Consider the following 17636-nt stretch of genomic DNA (forward strand, 5'->3'; position numbering starts at 1 on the left):
ACCACCGATCTTCCTACTTAGGCTTACCTAAGTCAACTGGTTCCCGACGCCCTGTCGGCATCTGCGCGGGACGCGCTCACGGCAGCGTGAGGATCTCCGTCCCGGTCTCCGTCACGACCAGTGTGTGCTCGAACTGCGCGGTCCGCTTCCGGTCCTTCGTGACCACGGTCCAGCTGTCCTCCCACATGTCGTACTCGTGGGTGCCCAGCGTCAGCATCGGTTCGATCGTGAAGGTCATGCCGGGCTGGATGACGGTCGTGGCGTGCGGCGAGTCGTAGTGCGGGACGATCAGCCCGGAGTGGAACGAGGTGTTGATGCCGTGGCCGGTGAAGTCCCGCACGACGCCGTAGCCGAAGCGCTTGGCGTACGACTCGATGACCCGGCCGATGATGTTGATCTGGCGGCCGGGCTTGACCGCCTTGATGGCCCTGTTCAGCGCCTCCCGGGTCCGCTCGACGAGCAGTTTCGACTCGTCGTCGACGTCGCCGCAGAGGTAGGTGGCGTTGTTGTCGCCGTGCACGCCGCCGATGTACGCCGTCACGTCGAGGTTCACGATGTCGCCGTCGCGCAGCACGGTCGAGTCCGGGATCCCGTGACAGATCACCTCGTTGACCGAGGTGCACAGCGACTTGGGGAAGCCGCGGTAGCCGAGCGTCGACGGGTAGGCGCCGTGGTCGCACATGAACTCGTGGGCGACCCGGTCGAGTTCGTCGGTGGTCACACCGGGCGCGATGTGCTTGGCCGCCTCCTCCATCGCCCGCGCGGCGATGCGCCCCGCGACGCGCATGGCCTCGACGGTCTCCGGGGTCTGGACCTCGGGACCGGTGTACGGGGTGGGAGCGGGCTTCCCGACGTACTCGGGGCGCCGGATGTTTCCGGGTACGGAACGGATGGGGGAGATCTCCCCCGGTACGAGCTGCATGCCAGCGAGTCTAACCAGCGGCCGTGGGGCAGCATGGGGGGTGAGAAAGGAGCCGGACATGGCCCTGTTCAAGAAGCGCACGGTGGGCAAGGCGGGCGAGTGGTACTACTGCCTGCGGCACGGGGTGGTGGAGGAGGGCCCCGAGTGCCGCGCGGCGGACCGCTTCGGCCCGTACGCGACCCGGGAGGAGGCGGAGCACGCGATGGAGACGGCGCGGGAGCGCAACGAGGCGTGGGACGAAGACCCCAAGTGGCGCAACGCCCCTCCGGGGGAGGCGGGGTAACGTCCCCGCGCCGGGGGCCCTGTGGGGCGGTGGACACGTTGCGCGTGTGCCCCACTCTCGCGCAGTTCCCCGCGCCCCTAAAAGGGGCGCGGGGAACTGCGCAATCTTTGACGCCCCCGGCAGGGTTTCGGGAAGGGGCGGGGTGGGGGAACGCCCCGCGCAGCGGAACCCGCACGCACCCCCCGGGCACCGCCCCCCCGGCACCGCCCCCTAGGACGCCGCCGGCTCCCGCTGGCCGCGCCGCCGCACCGCGTCCTCATCCGTCTCGGAGTCGTACGAGATCAGCTTCGGCAGCGCCGCGGACAGCACCATCACCGACGCCACGCACGCCACGCCCCCGCTCCAGACCGCCGCCCGCGTCCCGGTCCACCCGGCCATCGCGCCCGCCCGCACCTGTCCCAGCTGCGGGCCCACGCTGTAGGACAGCACCTCGATCCCCGCCAGGCGCCCCCGCAGCTCCTCCGGGATCGTCTGGTTCCAGATCGTCGACCGGCCGAGCCCGCTCAGCATGTCGCCCGCGCCCGCGAACGCCAGGCACAGCAGCACCAGCCAGACGTTCGAGAACCACCCCGCCGCCGCGATCGCCACGCCCCAGCCCGCCGCGCCGAACACCACGAACAGCCCGTGCCGCCGCACCCGGGACATCCAGCCGCTGGTCAGGCTCAGCACCACCGAGCCGACCGAGCCCGCCGCGTACATCAGGCCCAGCGACCACTCCGCGTCGAGGTCGTCCGCGAGGAACGGGAAGATCGTGTTCGGGAAGGCGAAGAACATCGCCGCCAGGTCCACCGCGTACGTCCCCAGCAGCACGGGCCGCGACCACGCGTACCGCGCGCCCTCCGCGATGCCCCGCAGCGACGGCTTCTGCGCGTCGTGCGCGGCGGGCGCGGGCGAGAGCCGGGTGCAGAGCAGCACCGAGACGACGAAGCAGCCGACCGTCGTCCCGTAGGCCGTCGCGCTGCCCGCGTACGCCACCACCAGACCCGCGAGCGCGGGCCCCGCGATCGTCGCGACCTGCCAGCGCAGCGCGTTGAGCGCGGCCGCCGCCGTCTGCTGGTCGTGCGGCACGATCCTGGCCATCATCGAGTCCAGCGCCGGGCGCTGGAGCCCGGCGAGCGCCGACACGCCCGCGGCCACCACGTACAGCGGCCACAGCAGCGGCGACGGCAGCACCGCGTTCACCAGCAGCACCAGCGCGAGCAGCCCGAGCCCCGCCTCGGTCAGCAGGATGACCTTGCGCCGGTCGACCGCGTCGGCGAGCGCCCCGCCGTACAGCCCGAAGACGATCAGCGGCACCAGCTCGACCGCGCCCATCACGCCCACCGCGAGCGGCGAGTCCGTGAGGTGTTTGATCTGGAGCGGCAGCGCGACCAGCGCCATCGAGCTGCCGAAGTAGGTGATCAGGCCCTGCACCCACAGGAGCCGGAAGTCCGCGGACGAGTGCCAGGGGGAGAGGTCGGGGAGCACCGACGTCAGGCGCGCGCGGAGCGTGGGGGAAGCGGGGGGCTTGTCGGTCACAACGGGACATGGTCCGCCAAGACCGTTGTACGGGGCAAACGGATTAACCCACTATCCGGACGCACCCTCCGCCCCGCGCTCACCACCGGGGCGGAGGCGGCGCCGTCAACCGGTCCGCGAGCCGCGACAGCCGGTCCCGGAACCCCCGCCTGCCGCGCCGCCCCGCCTCCGCCGCCGCCACCGTGTTCTCCCCGGCCGCCGCGCTCACCAGGTGCTGCGCCGTGTCCAGGTCGACGGGCCCCGCCGCGCCGTCCGCGACCAGCGCCTCGTGGGCCAGCGCCCGCAGCTCCGGATCCCCGCCGCGCCCGGGGCCCGTGCCCCCGCCCTCCAGCGCGAGCACCGTCGCCCCCGCCCGCCGCGCCCCGTGCACCCGCTCCAGGAGCGCCGCGTCCGGCGCCCCGTCCGCGACGACCAGCAGCGTCTCGCCGCGCCCCGCCGCCTCGATCCGCCCGAGCCCCACCCCGAGGTGGCCCGGCGCGCCCGGCCGCACCCGGTGCCGCACGAGCGTGGGCGCCAGCTCGGGCAGCCCCGCCCACGCCGCCTCGTCGACCAGGTGGGCGGCCATGTGCCAGGGCTCGTACGACTCCGTGCCCACCAGCAGCAGGCCCCCGCCGTGCGGCACCACCGACGACCTCAGCACCCCGGCGAACCGCCGGGCTTCCGCGGGCCACTCGGTCCCGGCCAGCACTTCCCTGAGCAGCGCCACGCGCACAGCGTCCATGGCCCGCATCGTGCGCGGCCCGGGGTGCGCGGCGGGTCCGAACGGGCCCCGGGTCACCCGAAGTAGGGTCGGCACCATGACCTCTTCGAAGACAGATTCGGCCGCCGCCCCCGCACCCGCCCGCGACCCCTGGGACCTCCCCGACGTCTCCGGCCTCGTCGTCGGCGTCCTCGGCGGCACCGGCGACCAGGGCCGGGGCCTGGCCTACCGGCTCGCCCGCGCCGGGCAGAAGGTGATCATCGGCTCCCGGGCCGCCGAGCGCGCCGAGTCGGCCGCCGCCGAGCTGGGCCTGGGCGTGGAGGGCGCCGACAACGCCGAGTGCGCGCGGCGCAGCGACATCGTGATCGTCGCGGTGCCGTGGGACGGCCACGCCAAGACCCTCGAAGCCCTGCGCGAGGAGCTGGCGGGCAAGCTGGTCGTGGACTGCGTGAACCCGCTCGGCTTCGACAAGCAGGGCGCGTACGCGCTGAAGCCCGAGGAGGGCAGCGCCGCCGAGCAGGCCGCCGCCCTGCTGCCGGACTCCCGGGTCACGGCCGCCTTCCACCACCTGTCGGCGGTCCTCCTCCAGGACGCGTCGATCGAGGAGATCGACACGGACGTGATGGTGCTCGGCGAGAAGCGCGCCGACACCGACCTCGTCCAGGCGCTGGCCGGGCGCATCCCCGGCATGCGGGGCGTCTTCGCGGGCCGGCTCCGCAATGCCCACCAGGTCGAGTCGCTGGTCGCCAACCTGATCTCGGTCAACCGCCGCTACAAGGCCCACGCGGGCCTGCGCGTCACCGACGTGTGAGGTGGGGGCGGGCATGGGGGACACTGGACGGGCACCAGCTCAGCCCCGGACAGGAGAAGTCCCCCATGCCGCGCCTCGCCCTCTACTCCCTCGTGCTCTGCGCCCTCGCGGTGGCCGCCGCCGTGGTCGCCTTCGTCCAGGGCAGCCTCATCGGGATCGTCTGGGTGCTGCTGGCGGGCCTGACGTCCAACATGGCCTGGTACTACCTGCGCAAGGCGAAGCTGGAGAAGGCCGCGCGCTCCTGACCCGCGGGGGCGCGGCTCACCGGGACGCGGCTCAGCGGGGCACGGCTCACCGGGGCACGCAGATCTCGTTCGGGTCCTGCCAGAACTGGTAGTACTCCCGGCCGCAGTACGTCCACAGCTCCTCGACGCCGAGCCCGCGCAGCACCCCGTGGACCGCGTCGAAGAACACGTCGTTGACCTCCGGCACCCACAGCAGCACGAAGACGAGGAGCAGCCCGTACGGCGCGTACGGCTCCACCTGGCGGCGGACCCCGTACGACAGCCAGGGCTCGATGACGCCGTAGCCGTCTAGGCCCGGGACCGGCAGGAAGTTCAGGATCGCCGCCGTCACCTGGAGCAGTCCTAGGAACGCCAGCGCGACCTGGAAGACCAGCGGCACCCCGTCGAGCGCGTCCAGCCAGAACGGCGCCGTGCACACCACCGCGAACAGCACGTTCGTCAGCGGGCCCGCCGCCGAGATCAGGCTGTGCTTCCAGCGGCCCCTGATCCGGCCCCGCTCGATGAAGACCGCGCCGCCGGGCAGACCGATGCCGCCCAGGACCACGAAGACCACCGGGAGCACGATGCTGAGCAGCGCGTGCGTGTACTTGAGCGGGTTCAGCGTCAGATAGCCCTTGGCGCCGACGGAGATGTCCCCGCCGTGCAGCGCGGTGCGGGCGTGCGCGTACTCGTGCAGACAGAGCGAGACGATCCACGCGGACGTCACGAACAGGAACACGGCGAGGCCGGCCCGCGGCGCGAAGTCCGTCCACACCGCCCAGCCCGTGACGGCCATCACGGCGACGATCCCCAGGAACACGGGGCTGATGCGCCGCTCGCCGCGGCGTGAGGTGGCGGTGGTCATGCGCGGAGCTCCTGGGGTGGGGTGCGGGCCGGATCGACCGTACCCGTCACTCGGGTGGAACGTCCCGGATACGGAAGGTGGTTCCACCTGCCGTGGGGGGTTTCGCGCGCCGTCGGCGCCGTCCAGGACAATGGGCCGGTGCGCTACCGCTACGACGTGCTCGGCACCACCACGGTCCACCGCCCCGACGGGACTCCCGTCCCGGTCGGCGGTGCGCGGCTGCGCGCCCTGCTGACGGTCCTGGCACTGCGGCCGGGCCGCGCGGTGCGCACGGGCGTGCTCGTGGCGGAGGTGTGGGGCGCGGGGGAGCCGCCCGCCGACGAGGTGGGGGCGCTCCAGGCGCTGGTCGGCCGGTTGCGCAGGGCGCTCGGCAAGGACGCGGTGCTCTCCGACGAGAGCGGATACCGGCTGGACGCGGGCCCCGACGACGTGGACGTCCACCGCTTCGACCGGCTCGCGCGCGAGGGCGCCGCGGCGGTCGCGGGGGGCGAAGCGGCGGGCGGGCTCGCCCTGCTGGACGGGGCGCTGGCGCTGTGGCGCGGGCCCGCGCTCGCCGACCTGCCGGACCGGGCGACGGAGGCGGCCCGCTGGGACGCCCGCCGCCTGGACGCGGTGCGGGCCCGGCTGGAGGCGCTGGTGGCGCTGGGCCGGGCGCGGGAGGCGCTGCCGGAGCTGGTGGCGCTGTGCGCGGAGCACCCCTTGGACGAGCCGCTCCAGGCCCTGCGCCTGCGGACCCTGCGGGGCGCGGGGCGGGGCGCGGAGGCGCTCACGGCGTACGAGGAGGTGCGCCGGGACCTGGCGGCCCGCCTGGGCGCGGACCCGGGCCCACAGCTCCGCGCGCTGCACGCGGAGCTGTTGGAGGGCGGGGAGGATGAACCGAACGGCCCCGGTGGGGCGGACCCCCTGGGGGCGCGGGGAACTGCGCGGGAGTGGGGCACACGCCGGGCACACCCACCCACCCCGAGCGGGCCCGCCACCCCTCGTACCCACTCACCCCGCGAAGCGGCCCTCGCCACCGGCGGGTTTTCGGGAAGGGGTGGGGAGGGGACCGCGCCGCGGGCGACGGTGCCCCCGGGCAACGGCACCCCGTACGGGACCGTCCACCCCGCCGCGCAGGGCAACCTCCCCGCGAGACTCACGAGCTTCGTGGGCCGCGAGGTCGAACTCGACGCCCTGCGCACCGACCTCGCCCGCACCCGCCTCGTCACCCTCCTCGGCCCCGGCGGCGCCGGAAAGACCCGGCTCTCCCAGGAGGCCGCCACCGCCGCCGCCCCCACCTGCCCCGACGGGGTCTGGTTCGCCGAGCTCGCCCCCGTGACCGACCCCGGCACCGTCCCCGAGGCCGTCCTCACCGCGCTCGGCGCCCGCGAGACCGTCCTCAGGGGCGCGGGCGCCGAGGAGCTGCGCGCCGCCGAAGGGCACGCCGACGACCCCGTCGCCCGCCTCGTCGAACACTGCGCGCGCCGCGACATGCTCCTGGTCCTGGACAACTGCGAGCACGTGATCGGCGCGGCCGCCGACCTCGCGCAGACCCTGCTCACGCGCTGCCCCGGACTCCGCGTTCTGGCCACGAGCCGCGAACCCCTCGGCGTACCGGGCGAATCGGTCCGCCCCGTCGGCCCGCTGCCCACCCCGGCGGCCCTCCGCCTCCTGGCGGAACGCGGCGCGGCGGCCAACCCGGCCTCCGCCGGAACCGGCTCCGAAACCAGTACCGGTACTGGTACCGGCACCGACACCCACTCCGATCCCGAAGCCGCCGCCGAGATCTGTCGTCGTCTGGACGGTCTGCCGCTGGCGATCGAGTTGGCGGCGGCCCGGTTGCGGCACTTGACGCTGCGGCAGATCGCGGACCGTCTGGACGACCGTTTCCGGTTGTTGACGTCGGGGAGCCGTACGGTGCTGCCCCGGCAGCAGACGCTGCGGGCGGTGGTGGACTGGTCGTGGGAGCTGCTGGACGCGGACGAGCGCCGTGCGCTCGCCGCGCTGTCGGTCTTCGCGGGCGGCTGTGACCTGGCGGCGGCGGAGGCGGTGACCGGGCCGTTCGCGCTGGACCACCTCTCCTCGCTCGTCGACAAGTCCCTCCTGGTCGCCGCGCCCGCGCCGGACGGCACCGGGATGCGCTACCGGATGCTGGAGACCATCCACGAGTACGCGGCCGAACACCTCGACGCGTCGGGCGACCGCCCCGGGGCCGAGCGTCGGCACCTCACGCACTACCGCGAACTCGCCCGCACCACCGACCCGTTGCTCAGGGGGCCGGGCCAGCAGGCGGCCATCGCGCTCCTCACCGCCGAGTACGACAACCTCCGCACCGCCCTGCGCCGTGCGGTCGCCGCACGCGAGGAGCAGGAGGCGCTGTGCCTCGTGCACGCCCTCACCTGGTACTGGCAGCTGCGCGACCTGCGCACCGAGGCCCGCCAGTGGGCGCAGGCCGCGTCGAGCCTGGGCCCCGACCCGTTCGCGGGTCCCGCCGTCCCCGCGCTCCCGGTCCTCGACCGCTGCACGGACGCCCCGCCGCCCATGGCGCCCGACGTGCTCCAGGAGGCCAGGCGCGGGGCCGCGCTCATCGCGCTCGCCGGGATGGAGCACGAGGGCGACGAATGGCTCTCGGAAGAGGGCCGGGCCAGGCTGCGCGTGATCGTCGACACCTACCGCCCCGGGCTGCCGCAGGCGTGCCGCGCGCCCGGCTCGCTCTGGCTCTACGCGGTGCTGCTGAGCGGGGACGTCCAGCACCTGCGCGAGGTGCTGGACGCGGCCGTCGCCACCTGCCGCGAGCTCGGGTACGAGTGGGAGCTGGGCACCGCGCTCCACACCCGCGCCAACATCCTGGCGGGCTCCCCGGAGAGCGCCGCCGAAGCGGGCGCGGCCGCCGACGAGAGCCTGGAGATCTTCCGGCGGCTCGGCGACGAGTGGGGCGTGGCGGAGGCGCTGTCCGCGCGCGGCGAGGCCAGGGAGAACAAGGGCGACTTCGAGGCGGCGGCGGCCGACTTCCTGGCCGCCGTCGAGTACGCGGAGCGGTTCGGCGCGCAGGGCCAGGTGGAGCTGTTGCGGGCGCGGTACGCCATGTCGATGGGGGAGCTGGGGCACGACGAGGAGGCCGAGACCGTGCTCAGGGGCGTGCTGGCCCGGCGGCGCTCGGGCCACCAGGCGCTGCCCATGGCCCGGATGTCCCTCATCGTGCTGCTCGGCACGACGGGCCGCACCGGCGAGGCCAGGGAGCAGGTGGCGGAGCTGGAGAAGGAGTTCCGCCCCGACATGCTGCACCTCTTCCGGGGCATCCTGGCGGGCGCGCACGCCTGGCTCGAATGCCAGGACGGGCAGTACGCCGCGGGTCTCGCGCGGGTGCGCGAGGCGCTGGAGCGGGCCGTGGAGCCGATGTCGATGCTGGTCGCCCCGCAGATGCCGGCCCTCCACCTGGGGGTCGCGGCCCGGGTGCTGGCGGGGCTCGGCGGGGCGGGGGACGTGCGGGACGCGGCCAGGATGCTGGGCCTTCAGGAGGTGCTGCTGCCCGCAGGGCACGTGCCGAGGCTGATGGAGCGCCACGACGGGGACGACGCGGAGAAGACGGCCCGCGCGGCGCTGGGCGACGCCGCCTTCGAGCGGGCGCACGCGGAGGGCCGCGGGCTCACGGTGGCGGACGCGATCGCCCTGCTGGACGGCCGGGCCCACTGAGAGCCCGCGCCCGGGGGCGGCAGGGCCCGTGCCCGAGGCGGCAGGGCCCCGGGGCCGCTCGCCCCGGGGCCCTGCCCGTACCCCCGTCCGTCCCGCGTCACGTCTTCTTGCGGAACTTGGCGACGGCGAACGGCGCGACCGCCACCGTGATCCCCGCCGACCAGGCCAGCGTCAGCCACACCGAGTGCGCGGCGGAACCGCCGGACATCAGGGCGCGCGCCGCGTCGGCCATGTTGGACAGCGGGTTGTAGTCGGTGAACGTCTGGAGCCAGCCGGGCATCGTGGTCGGCGGGGCGAAGATCGACGAGCCGAACTGCAGGGGCATCAGCACCAGGAACCCCATTCCCTGGACCGCCTGGGACGTCTTGAGGGAGAGACCGAGCAGGATGAAGATCCACATGATGGCGGAGCCGAACACCGCGGCGAGCGCCACGGAGGCGAGCAGCCCGAGGACCGGGCCCTCCAGCTCGAAGCCGATGAGGAACGAGAAGGCCAGCAGGATCGCCGAGGCGATCAGCATCCGGCCGACCTCCACGACGATCTTCGCGACGATCACCGAGTACTTGGAGATCGGCATCGTGCGGAAGCGGTCCATGACGCCCTTGCGGAAGTCGTCGTTCATGCCGACGCCGACCGCGGTCGCGATGTTGACGCTCATCATCGCCATCAGGCCGGGGACGATGTACTTCAGGTACTCCTCCCGGCCGCCGCCCAGGCTCGCGCCGACGGACCCGCCGAAGACGTACGTGAAGAGCAGCACGAAGACGATCGGCAGCAGCACCGCGTCGAACATCGACTCGGGGTCCTGCTTGATCTGGAGCAGGTTCCTGCGGACCAGGGCGCCGATGTGGCGCAGGTTGCCGCGCAGCCCGATGCGCACGTCGTCGGCGGGGCGGCCGGGCGCGGCCGGGTCCGCGTGAAGCGTTGCCGCGCTCATGCCGCGACCTCCTGGGGTGCGTGGTTCGGGGCGACGGTCCGCTCCGGGCCGGTGATGGCCAGGAACACCTCGTCGAGGCTGGGCAGGTGGGTGCCGATGTGGGCGATGCCGAAGCCGCGCGCGGCGAACAGCGCGACCACGGCGGTCAGCTGCTCGTCGCTGAGGATCGGCACGCGCAGCAGGTTCTCGTCCGGCACGGCGGAGGAGCCCGCGACGCCGTCGAGGCCGGACTCGCGCAGCGCCTGCGCCATCCGCGGCAGCTCGGCGGGGTCGGCGGGGCGGACCTCCAGGGTCCGGCCGCCGACGCGCGCCTTCAGCTCGTCGACGCCGCCGCTGGCGATGACCCGGCCCTTGTCGATGACCGTCAGTTCGTTCGCGAGCTGCTCGGCCTCCTCCATGTACTGGGTGGTGAGCAGCACGGTGGCGCCCTCGGCGACCATCCGCTGCACCTCGTCCCAGACCTCGTTGCGGGTCCTGGGGTCGAGGCCCGTGGTCGGCTCGTCGAGGTAGAGCACCGCGGGGCTGCCGATCATGGAGGCGGCCAGGTCGAGGCGGCGCCGCATGCCGCCGGAGTAGGTGCCCGACGGGCGCCTTGCGGCCTCCGTGAGGGAGAACCGCTCCAGCATCTCGTCGGCCCTGCGCCGGGCGGCGGCGCGGGACAGGTCGAGCAGCCGGCCGATCATGTAGAGGTTCTCCCAGCCGGAGAGCTTCTCGTCGACCGACGCGTACTGTCCGGTGAGCCCGATGGTGCGGCGCAGCTGCCGGGGCTGGGTCAGCACGTCGTACCCGGCGACGCGGGCGCTTCCCGCGTCCGGCCTGACGAGCGTGGACAGCACCCGTACCAGCGTGGTCTTGCCCGCGCCGTTGGGGCCGAGCACGCCGAGGACGGTGCCTTCGCGCACGTCCAGGTCGACCCCGTCCAGGGCCTTGGTCCCGCCGTAGTGCTTGACCAGCCCCCGCACTTCCACGGCGTGGGGCGTCTTGTCGATTCGTTCCATGTCCCCAAGGACACCAGCGCCCGCCGACAGCGCGGCGACAGGCTGCCGACAGCCCGCCGATGGGGGAGTCGGCGGGCTGTCGGTCGTACCGGGAGTGGCTAGTGGAAGGTGTGCTCCTCGGCGGGGAACGCCCCGCCGGCGACGTCGTCGGCGAAGGCCCGCGCCGCGTCCCCGAGGGTCTGGCGGAGGTTCGCGTACTGCTTGGTGAAGCGCGGCACCTTGCCGCCGGTCAGCCCGGCCATGTCGGTCCAGACGAGGACCTGCGCGTCGGTGCCCGGCCCGGCGCCGATGCCGATGGTCGGGATGTGCAGCGAGCGGGTGACCTCGGCGGCCAGTTCGGCCGGTACGAGCTCCAGGACGAGCGCGAACGCGCCCGCGTCCTGCGCCGCCTTGGCGTCGCGCAGCAGCCGGTGGGCGTCCTCGTCGGCGCGGCCCTGCACCCGGTAGCCCATGGTGTTCACGGACTGCGGGGTCAGGCCCAGGTGGGACATGACGGGGATGCCGGAGCTCACCAGCATCTCGGTCTGGGCCAGCGAGCGCTCGCCGCCCTCCAGCTTGACCGCGCCGACCCCGGCCTCCTTGACCAGCCGGGTGGCGCTGCGCAGGGCCTGGACGGGCCCCTCCTGGTACGAGCCGAAGGGGAGGTCCCCGACGACCAGCGCGCGCCTGGTGCCGCGCACGACGGCGGCGGAGAGGATCGCGACCTCGTCGAGGGTGACCGGCACGGTCGTCTCGTAGCCGAGGTGGCAGTTGCCCATCGAGTCGCCGACGAGCACGACCGGGATCCCGGCCTCGTCGAAGACCGACGCGGTCATCGCGTCGTAGGCGGTGAGCATCGGCCACTTCTCGCCGCGCTGCTTGGCGGCGGCGATGTCGTGGACGGTGATGCGGCGTGTGCCCTTGCCTCCGTACAGCGCCTTGCTGCTGCTGTCGGACTGCTTCTGGGCAGCCTGAAGCGTCATGGTGAACGGCTCCTTCGTCATCTCGAGGCGCCCTGACGGCGTCCCCGGATCACATCCATGGTGGCACCTCGTGCCAGTGGACGGAAAGGGGGAGCCCCGGGTAAAGACTTTCAAATACGAGACGGTCTCGTATCGGAATTGATCTAGGCTGTCGCCATGACCGACACCGCACCACCGGCCGCCGACCAGGGCCCCCGGATACCCGAGGCCGTGCACCGCAGGCGCTGGGCCGTCCTCGGCGTGCTCATGCTGAGCCTGCTCATCGTCGTACTGGACAACTCGATCCTGAACGTGGCGGTGAAGACCATCGCGGCCCCCGGGCCCACCGGCCTCGGCGCCACCCAGAGCGAGCTCGAATGGGCCATCAACTCCTACACGCTGGTCTTCGCGGGCCTGCTGTTCACCTCGGGCCTGCTCGGCGACCGGCTCGGCCGCAAGAAGGTCATGCTCTTCGGCATCGCCGTCTTCGGCGCCGCGTCCGCGCTCGCCGCCATGTCCGGATCGCCCGGCGAGCTCATCGCCTACCGCGCGCTGATGGGCTTCGGCGCGGCCTTCGTGATGCCCGCCACCCTCGCCGTCCTGATGAACGTCTTCGAGCGCGACGAGCAGCCCAAGGCCATCGGCATCTGGGCGGGCGGCGTCGGCCTCGCCATCGCGATCGGCCCCATCACGGGCGGCGTCCTGCTCGAACACTTCTGGTGGGGCTCGGTCTTCCTGGTCAACGTCCCCGTCGTGCTGATCGCGCTCGCCCTGACGGTCTGGCTCGTCCCCGACTCCAAGGACCCCAAGCCCGGCCGCCTCGACCCGATCGGCGTCGCCCTCTCCGTCGTCGGCCTGGTCCTGCTGGTGTACGGCATCATCCGCGGCGGCGAACTCGCCGACTTCACGGCCCCCTCCGTGCTGCTCCCGAGCCTCGGCGGCCTCGCGGTGCTGGTCGCCTTCGTGCTGTACGAGAAGCGCGCCGAACACCCGGCCCTGGACGTCTCGTACTTCAAGAAGCCCGCGTTCTCCGCGGCCGTCGCCGCCATCGCGCTGGTCTTCTTCGCCCTGATGGGCGTCACCTTCTTCTCCGCGTTCTACCTCCAGTCGGTACGCGGCCACAGCGCGCTCGAATCCGGCCTGCTGATCCTGCCGCTCGCCGTCGCCCAGATGGTGTTCGCGCCGCGCACCCGGCTGGTCGTCGAGCGGTTCGGGGCCCGCGCGGTGTGCACCGCGGGCATGCTCGCCGTCGCGCTCGGCCTGGCCTGCTTCGCCTTCTTCGACGCCGACACCCCGCTGTGGGTCCTGGAAGTCGTCTTCTTCGTGCAGGGCGCCGGCATGGCGCACATCATGCCGCCGGTCACCGTCTCGATCATGCAGTCGCTGCCGCGCGAGAAGGCGGGCTCAGGGTCCGCGGTCAACAACACGTTCCGGCAGGTCGGCGGCGCGCTCGGGGTCGCCGTACTGGGCTCGCTGCTCTCCACGACGTACCGCGGCGAGATCGAGGGGCACCTGGACGGGCTCACCGCCCTGCCCGCGGGCGCGCGCGAGGCCGCGGGCGAGTCGATCGAGGGCACCCTCGCGGTGGCCGAGAAGCTGGGCCCCGCAGGCGACGTGCTGATCGCGCCCGCGCACGCCGCGTTCATCGACGCGATGCACGTCACGGCGATCGGCTCGGCGGCGGTCGCACTGGTCGGCGCGGCCGTCGTGGCGCTGTTCCTGCCCGGCAGGACGGCCGCGGCACCGGGCGGAACCGGGGGAGGAGCGGAGGAACGGCCCCGGTCGGCGACAATCGGCACGGAGTGACGTGACCGGTGGAGCGAGGGGCTGAGGACGTGCGGGGCGATGCGGGGCGGAAGGCCGGGGACGCGGGGGACGCCGAGACGGCGCGGCGCGGGCGACCGCGCAGCGAGGCCGTCGAGCGCTCCATCCTCGAAGCGGTGGTGAAGCTCTTCGAGGAGGGCGTGCCGCTGGCCGAGCTGTCCATCGAGCGCATCGCCCGCACCGCGGGCGTCGGCAAGGCCACCATCTACCGCCGCTGGAAGGGCAAGGAAGAGCTCTTCGTCGACGTGCTCGCCGACATCGAGCCGCCCGACCCGAAGCTCCCCGGCACCTCGCTCCGCGACGACATGATCGCCTTCCTGGAGGCGCTGCGGCAGCGCGGCCTCGCCAAGCGCTCCTCGCTGCTGCTGCACAACGTGCACGCGCAGATGCTGAGCTACCCCAAGCTCTGGAAGGCCTACCACACCACCGTGATCGAACCGCGCCGCCGCATGATGCTGGACGTGCTGCGGCGCGCCGTCGACGCCGGCGAGATCCGCGCCGACCTCGACCTGGAACTGGTCAACGACCTCGTCGTGGGCCCCATGCTGATGCGCACCGTCGTGCGCCCCGACACACCGCTCCCCGACGACCTGGCGGAGCAGATCGTGGACGCGGCACTACGGGGGGTACGCCCACCCGGCTGACGAATGACCGCTTCGTCCGGGTTCTGTCACAGCGTCGTGACCCGTCCCACCTGCGGGAACTGTGCGCCGTGCCCCGACGTCCTGCCGACAGTACGGCCGTGCCGGTCATCGCCTAGTGTCGGGGGCGGACCAGGGGCGGCGGCAAGTGGGCAAGGCAGTGAGGGCAGCGATGACGCAGGCGTACAGCACGGAAACGGACAGCGGCGGCACGGAGCCCCAGCCCACCGGGTCCAGGCTCCGGACCCTGCTGGAACGGCTGCGCGGCAACCGGGGCATCTGGCGGCGCGGACTGGTGACAGCGGCGGGCGCGGTCCTGCTGACGCTGGTCATGGCGTTCCACGCGGAGATCCCCAACAAGATCGGCAACCTGGGCAGCCTGTCGGAGACGTTCCTGCCCTGGTTCGGGGTCCTGATCCCGCTGCTGCTCGCCCTCGCGGTGTGGCGCCGCTCGGCGACCGCGCTGATCGCCGTGGTGCTCCCGGTCTCCGTCTGGCTCAACCTCTTCGGCGGCCTGCTCTTCGACAAGTCGGGCTCGGGCGGCGACCTCACGGTCGCCACGCACAACGTCAACGCCGACAACCCCGATCCGGCGGGCACGGCCCGTGAGGTCGCGGCGTCCGGCGCGGACGTCCTGGCCCTCGAAGAACTGCCGAGCGGCAAGGTCGGGACGTACCAGGAGGCCCTGGCGGCCACCTACCCCCACCACTCCGTGCAGGGCACGGTCGGCCTGTGGAGCAAGTACCCGCTGAGCGACACCCGGCCCGTCGACATCCAGATGGGCTGGACGCGCGCGATGCGCTCCACCGTCACGACGCCCAAGGGCCCCGTCGCGGTGTACGTCGCCCACCTGCCGTCCGTACGGGTGAAGGTGCACGCGGGCTTCACCGCCAACCAGCGCGACAACAGCGCGGACGCGCTGGGCGAGGCGATCAAGCGGGAGCCCGTGGAGCGGGTGGTCCTGCTCGGGGACCTGAACGGCACGATGAACGACCGCGCGCTGAACGGGGTCACGGCGCAGATGCGGTCCACGCAGGGCGCGGCGGGCGACGGCTTCGGCTTCAGCTGGCCCGCGTCGTTCCCGATGGCGCGGATCGACCAGATCATGGTGCGGAACGTGGACCCGGTGTCGTCCTGGACGCTCCCGGCGACGAAGAGCGACCACCTGCCGATCGCGGCCCGGGTCCGCCTGTAGCGGCGGGCGGGGGGACGGCGCGGGTTCCGCTGCGCGGGGCGTTCCCCTACCCGCCCCTTCCCGAAACTGGGGCGCTGCCCCAGCCCCCGCCGAAGACTGCGCAGTTCCCCGCGCCCCTTAAAGGGGCGCGGGGAACTGCGCGAATCTTTTGGCGCCCCCGGCAGGGTTTCGGGAAGGGGCGGGGTGGGGGGCGGCCCGCCGCAGGCGAAAGACGGCGCCCCCGGGCAACGGGCACCCCGCAAGGCCCCGCCCCCACCCGCCCGCGCCGTCAGGCGCGCTCGCGCCACCGGTTGGTGATCGGCAGCCGCCGGTCCTTCCCGAACCCCTTCGGCGAGATCTTCGTACCCGGCGGGTACTGCCGCCGCTTGTACTCCGCCGTGTCCACCATCCGCAGCGTCCGGGCGACCAGTTCCTCCTCGAACCCGGCCGCCACGATCGCGTCCGCCCCCAGGTCCCGGTCCACGTACATCGCCAGGACCGCGTCCAGGACCTCGTAGTCCGGCAGCGAGTCCGTGTCGACCTGACCGGGCCGCAGCTCCGCGCTCGGCGGCTTGGAGATCGAGTTCTCGGGGATCGGCGGCACCTGCCCCCGCTCCTCGGCCGCCCGGTTGCGCCACCGCGCGAGCCGGAACACCGACGTCTTGTACACGTCCTTGATCGGCCCGTACGCGCCCACCGAGTCGCCGTACAGCGTCGAGTACCCCACCGCCAGCTCCGACTTGTTGCCGGGCGCCAGCACGATCTGGCCCTCCTGGTTGGAGATCGCCATCAGCGTCGTGCCGCGCAGCCGCGACTGGAGGTTCTCCTCGGCGAGCCCGGTCAGCCCCAGCGACCCCATGTACGCGTCGAACATCGGCTCGATCGCCACGGTCCGGTAGTTCAGCCCGGTCCGCCGGGCCAGCTCCGCCGCGTCGCCCTTGGAGTGGTCGGAGGAGTACTTGGACGGCATCGAGACGCCGTACACGTTCGCCGCGCCCAGCGCGTCGCAGGCGATCGCCGCGACCAGCGCCGAGTCGATGCCGCCCGAGAGGCCGATCAGCACCGAGCTGAAACCGTTCTTCGCGGCGTACGCCCGCAGGCCCACCACCAGTGCGGTGTACGCCTCCTCGTCGTCGTCGAGACGCTCCGCGTACCCGCCCGTCAGCTCCGGCTCGTACGCCGGGACCGGCTCTTCGGAGATGACCACGCGGTCGATGACGAGCCCGTCGTCCACCACGCCCGTCGGCGCGTCCGCGGCCGCCGCGGGCAGCTCCAGGTCCAGGATCACGCTGCCCTCGGCGAACTGCGGGGCGCGCGCGACGACCTCGCCGTCCTTGTCGACGACGATCGAGTCCCCGTCGAAGACCAGCTCGTCCTGGCCGCCGATCATCGCGAGGTACGCGAGGGTGCAGCCCGCCTCCTGGGCGCGCTTGCGGACCAGTTCGAGGCGCGTGTCGTCCTTGTTCTGCTCGTACGGCGAGGCGTTGATGGACACCAGCAGGCCCGCGCCCGCCGAGCGCGTCGCGGGTACCCGGCCGCCGTCCTGCCACAGGTCCTCGCAGATCGCGAGGGCCACGTCCACGCCCCGTACCCGTACGACGGGCATCGAATCGCCCGGCACGAAGTACCGGAACTCGTCGAACACCCCGTAGTTCGGCAGGTGGTGCTTGGCGAAGGACAGGACCACCCGGCCGCCGTGCAGCACCGCCGCCGCGTTCCGCGGGGCGCCCGCGGGCTGGCCGTACTTGGGCTGGGCCTTCTCGGAGCGGTCGAGGTAGCCGACGACCACCGGCAGCTCCCCGAAGCCCTCGTCGGCCAGGCGCGCCGCGAGCGCGGTGAGCGCGGCGCGCGAGGCCTCGACGAAGGAGGAGCGCAGGGCGAGGTCCTCGACCGGGTAGCCGGTCAGCACCATCTCCGGGAACGCGACGAGGTGCGCACCCTGCTCGGCGGCGTGCCGGGTCCAGTGCACGACCGCCTCGGAGTTGGCGGCGAGGTCGCCGACGGTGGAGTCGATCTGGTTCAGGGCGAGTCGTAGTTGAGGCACGCGCCCAGTGTAATCGTCAGAGCGACGCGATGTCCTGGCGGACTGCCGCGAGACGTGCCGGCGGCTTCGGAGCGCCGCCCCC

General features: G+C 73.3%; 15 protein-coding genes. 7 read left to right on the forward strand and 8 right to left on the reverse strand.

The annotated features are described in order from the left end of the window. Window positions 1-76 precede the first annotated feature (76 nt). Window positions 77-922 (reverse strand): type I methionyl aminopeptidase, encoded by an 846-nt coding sequence (gene map, locus ACIBNE_RS10800; RefSeq protein ID WP_399271129.1) that lies wholly within the window; start codon window positions 920-922, stop codon window positions 77-79. A 58-nt stretch (window positions 923-980) separates the two neighbouring features. On the opposite strand from map, the gene ACIBNE_RS10805 reads away from it, so the two are divergent. After that, complete coding sequence (locus ACIBNE_RS10805; protein ID WP_399271130.1) at window positions 981-1205, forward strand: hypothetical protein; 225 nt, start codon at window positions 981-983, stop codon at window positions 1203-1205. Window positions 1206-1415: 210 nt separating this feature from the next. Here the strand turns inward: ACIBNE_RS10805 and ACIBNE_RS10810 are convergent, their stop codons facing one another. Together ACIBNE_RS10810 and ACIBNE_RS10815 are read right to left on the reverse strand one after the other, a co-directional pair. Beyond that, a complete protein-coding gene (locus ACIBNE_RS10810) occupies window positions 1416-2723 on the reverse strand; it encodes an MFS transporter (RefSeq protein WP_399271131.1) in 1308 nt (435 codons plus the stop codon). Between the two features lie 79 nt (window positions 2724-2802). After that, window positions 2803-3444, reverse strand: a complete 642-nt coding sequence (locus ACIBNE_RS10815; protein WP_399271132.1) for a hypothetical protein — start codon at window positions 3442-3444, stop codon at window positions 2803-2805. Between the two features lie 76 nt (window positions 3445-3520). On the opposite strand from ACIBNE_RS10815, the gene npdG reads away from it, so the two are divergent. Together npdG and ACIBNE_RS10825 are read left to right on the forward strand one after the other, a co-directional pair. Then, window positions 3521-4234, forward strand: a complete 714-nt coding sequence (gene npdG, locus ACIBNE_RS10820; RefSeq protein WP_399271133.1) for an NADPH-dependent F420 reductase — start codon at window positions 3521-3523, stop codon at window positions 4232-4234. A gap of 65 nt (window positions 4235-4299) precedes the next feature. After that, window positions 4300-4479, forward strand: a complete 180-nt coding sequence (locus ACIBNE_RS10825) for a hypothetical protein (RefSeq protein ID WP_399271134.1) — start codon at window positions 4300-4302, stop codon at window positions 4477-4479. Window positions 4480-4525: 46 nt separating this feature from the next. On the opposite strand, the gene ACIBNE_RS10830 is transcribed toward ACIBNE_RS10825, so the two are convergent. After that, window positions 4526-5323: a site-2 protease family protein gene (locus tag ACIBNE_RS10830; protein ID WP_399271135.1), complete on the reverse strand. Its 798-nt coding sequence runs from the start codon at window positions 5321-5323 to the stop codon at window positions 4526-4528. A gap of 138 nt (window positions 5324-5461) precedes the next feature. On the opposite strand from ACIBNE_RS10830, the gene ACIBNE_RS10835 reads away from it, so the two are divergent. Further along, window positions 5462-8995 carry an AfsR/SARP family transcriptional regulator gene (locus ACIBNE_RS10835; protein WP_399271136.1) on the forward strand — a complete coding sequence of 1178 codons (3534 nt, stop codon included), beginning with the start codon at window positions 5462-5464 and terminating at the stop codon, window positions 8993-8995. 97 nt (window positions 8996-9092) lie between these two features. Here ACIBNE_RS10835 and ACIBNE_RS10840 read toward each other — a convergent pair whose 3' ends face one another. From ACIBNE_RS10840 to panB, 3 genes are all read right to left on the reverse strand, one after another. After that, window positions 9093-9932, reverse strand: coding sequence for an ABC transporter permease (locus ACIBNE_RS10840; RefSeq protein ID WP_399271137.1), 840 nt, complete (start codon window positions 9930-9932; stop codon window positions 9093-9095). After that, window positions 9929-10930 (reverse strand): ATP-binding cassette domain-containing protein, encoded by a 1002-nt coding sequence (locus ACIBNE_RS10845; protein ID WP_399271138.1) that lies wholly within the window; start codon window positions 10928-10930, stop codon window positions 9929-9931. The genes ACIBNE_RS10840 and ACIBNE_RS10845 overlap by 4 nt, the downstream gene beginning before the upstream one ends. A 98-nt stretch (window positions 10931-11028) precedes the next feature. After that, entirely contained in the window at window positions 11029-11892 is an 864-nt protein-coding gene (panB, locus tag ACIBNE_RS10850; protein WP_399271139.1) for a 3-methyl-2-oxobutanoate hydroxymethyltransferase, read from the reverse strand. A gap of 156 nt (window positions 11893-12048) precedes the next feature. On the opposite strand from panB, the gene ACIBNE_RS10855 reads away from it, so the two are divergent. The 3 genes from ACIBNE_RS10855 to ACIBNE_RS10865 all read left to right on the forward strand — a co-directional run bounded on the left by ACIBNE_RS10855 (window position 12049) and on the right by ACIBNE_RS10865 (window position 15531). Next, window positions 12049-13677, forward strand: coding sequence for an MFS transporter (locus tag ACIBNE_RS10855; protein WP_399271140.1), 1629 nt, complete (start codon window positions 12049-12051; stop codon window positions 13675-13677). 29 nt (window positions 13678-13706) lie between these two features. Then, complete coding sequence (locus tag ACIBNE_RS10860) at window positions 13707-14339, forward strand: TetR/AcrR family transcriptional regulator (protein ID WP_399271287.1); 633 nt, start codon at window positions 13707-13709, stop codon at window positions 14337-14339. Window positions 14340-14508: 169 nt separating this feature from the next. Next, on the forward strand, window positions 14509-15531 hold the full coding sequence (locus tag ACIBNE_RS10865) for an endonuclease/exonuclease/phosphatase family protein (RefSeq protein ID WP_399271141.1): 1023 nt from the start codon (window positions 14509-14511) through the stop codon (window positions 15529-15531). Window positions 15532-15799: 268 nt separating this feature from the next. Here the strand turns inward: ACIBNE_RS10865 and ACIBNE_RS10870 are convergent, their stop codons facing one another. Continuing rightward, complete coding sequence (locus ACIBNE_RS10870; protein ID WP_399271142.1) at window positions 15800-17554, reverse strand: NAD+ synthase; 1755 nt, start codon at window positions 17552-17554, stop codon at window positions 15800-15802. Between the last annotated feature and the right edge of the window lie 82 nt (window positions 17555-17636).

This window comes from Streptomyces sp. NPDC050504 (assembly GCF_044458065.1).
Taxonomy (GTDB): domain Bacteria; phylum Actinomycetota; class Actinomycetes; order Streptomycetales; family Streptomycetaceae; genus Streptomyces.

Coding starts and splice junctions, on each gene's coding strand:
- map (WP_399271129.1), bottom strand. CDS start 922: ATGCAGCTCGTACCGGGGGAGATCTCCCCCATCCGTTCCGTACCCGGA.
- ACIBNE_RS10805 (WP_399271130.1), top strand. CDS start 981: ATGGCCCTGTTCAAGAAGCGCACGGTGGGCAAGGCGGGCGAGTGGTAC.
- ACIBNE_RS10815 (WP_399271132.1), bottom strand. CDS start 3,444: ATGGACGCTGTGCGCGTGGCGCTGCTCAGGGAAGTGCTGGCCGGGACC.
- npdG (WP_399271133.1), top strand. CDS start 3,521: ATGACCTCTTCGAAGACAGATTCGGCCGCCGCCCCCGCACCCGCCCGC.
- ACIBNE_RS10825 (WP_399271134.1), top strand. CDS start 4,300: ATGCCGCGCCTCGCCCTCTACTCCCTCGTGCTCTGCGCCCTCGCGGTG.
- ACIBNE_RS10830 (WP_399271135.1), bottom strand. CDS start 5,323: ATGACCACCGCCACCTCACGCCGCGGCGAGCGGCGCATCAGCCCCGTG.
- ACIBNE_RS10840 (WP_399271137.1), bottom strand. CDS start 9,932: ATGAGCGCGGCAACGCTTCACGCGGACCCGGCCGCGCCCGGCCGCCCC.
- ACIBNE_RS10845 (WP_399271138.1), bottom strand. CDS start 10,930: ATGGAACGAATCGACAAGACGCCCCACGCCGTGGAAGTGCGGGGGCTG.
- panB (WP_399271139.1), bottom strand. CDS start 11,892: ATGACGCTTCAGGCTGCCCAGAAGCAGTCCGACAGCAGCAGCAAGGCG.
- ACIBNE_RS10855 (WP_399271140.1), top strand. CDS start 12,049: ATGACCGACACCGCACCACCGGCCGCCGACCAGGGCCCCCGGATACCC.
- ACIBNE_RS10865 (WP_399271141.1), top strand. CDS start 14,509: ATGACGCAGGCGTACAGCACGGAAACGGACAGCGGCGGCACGGAGCCC.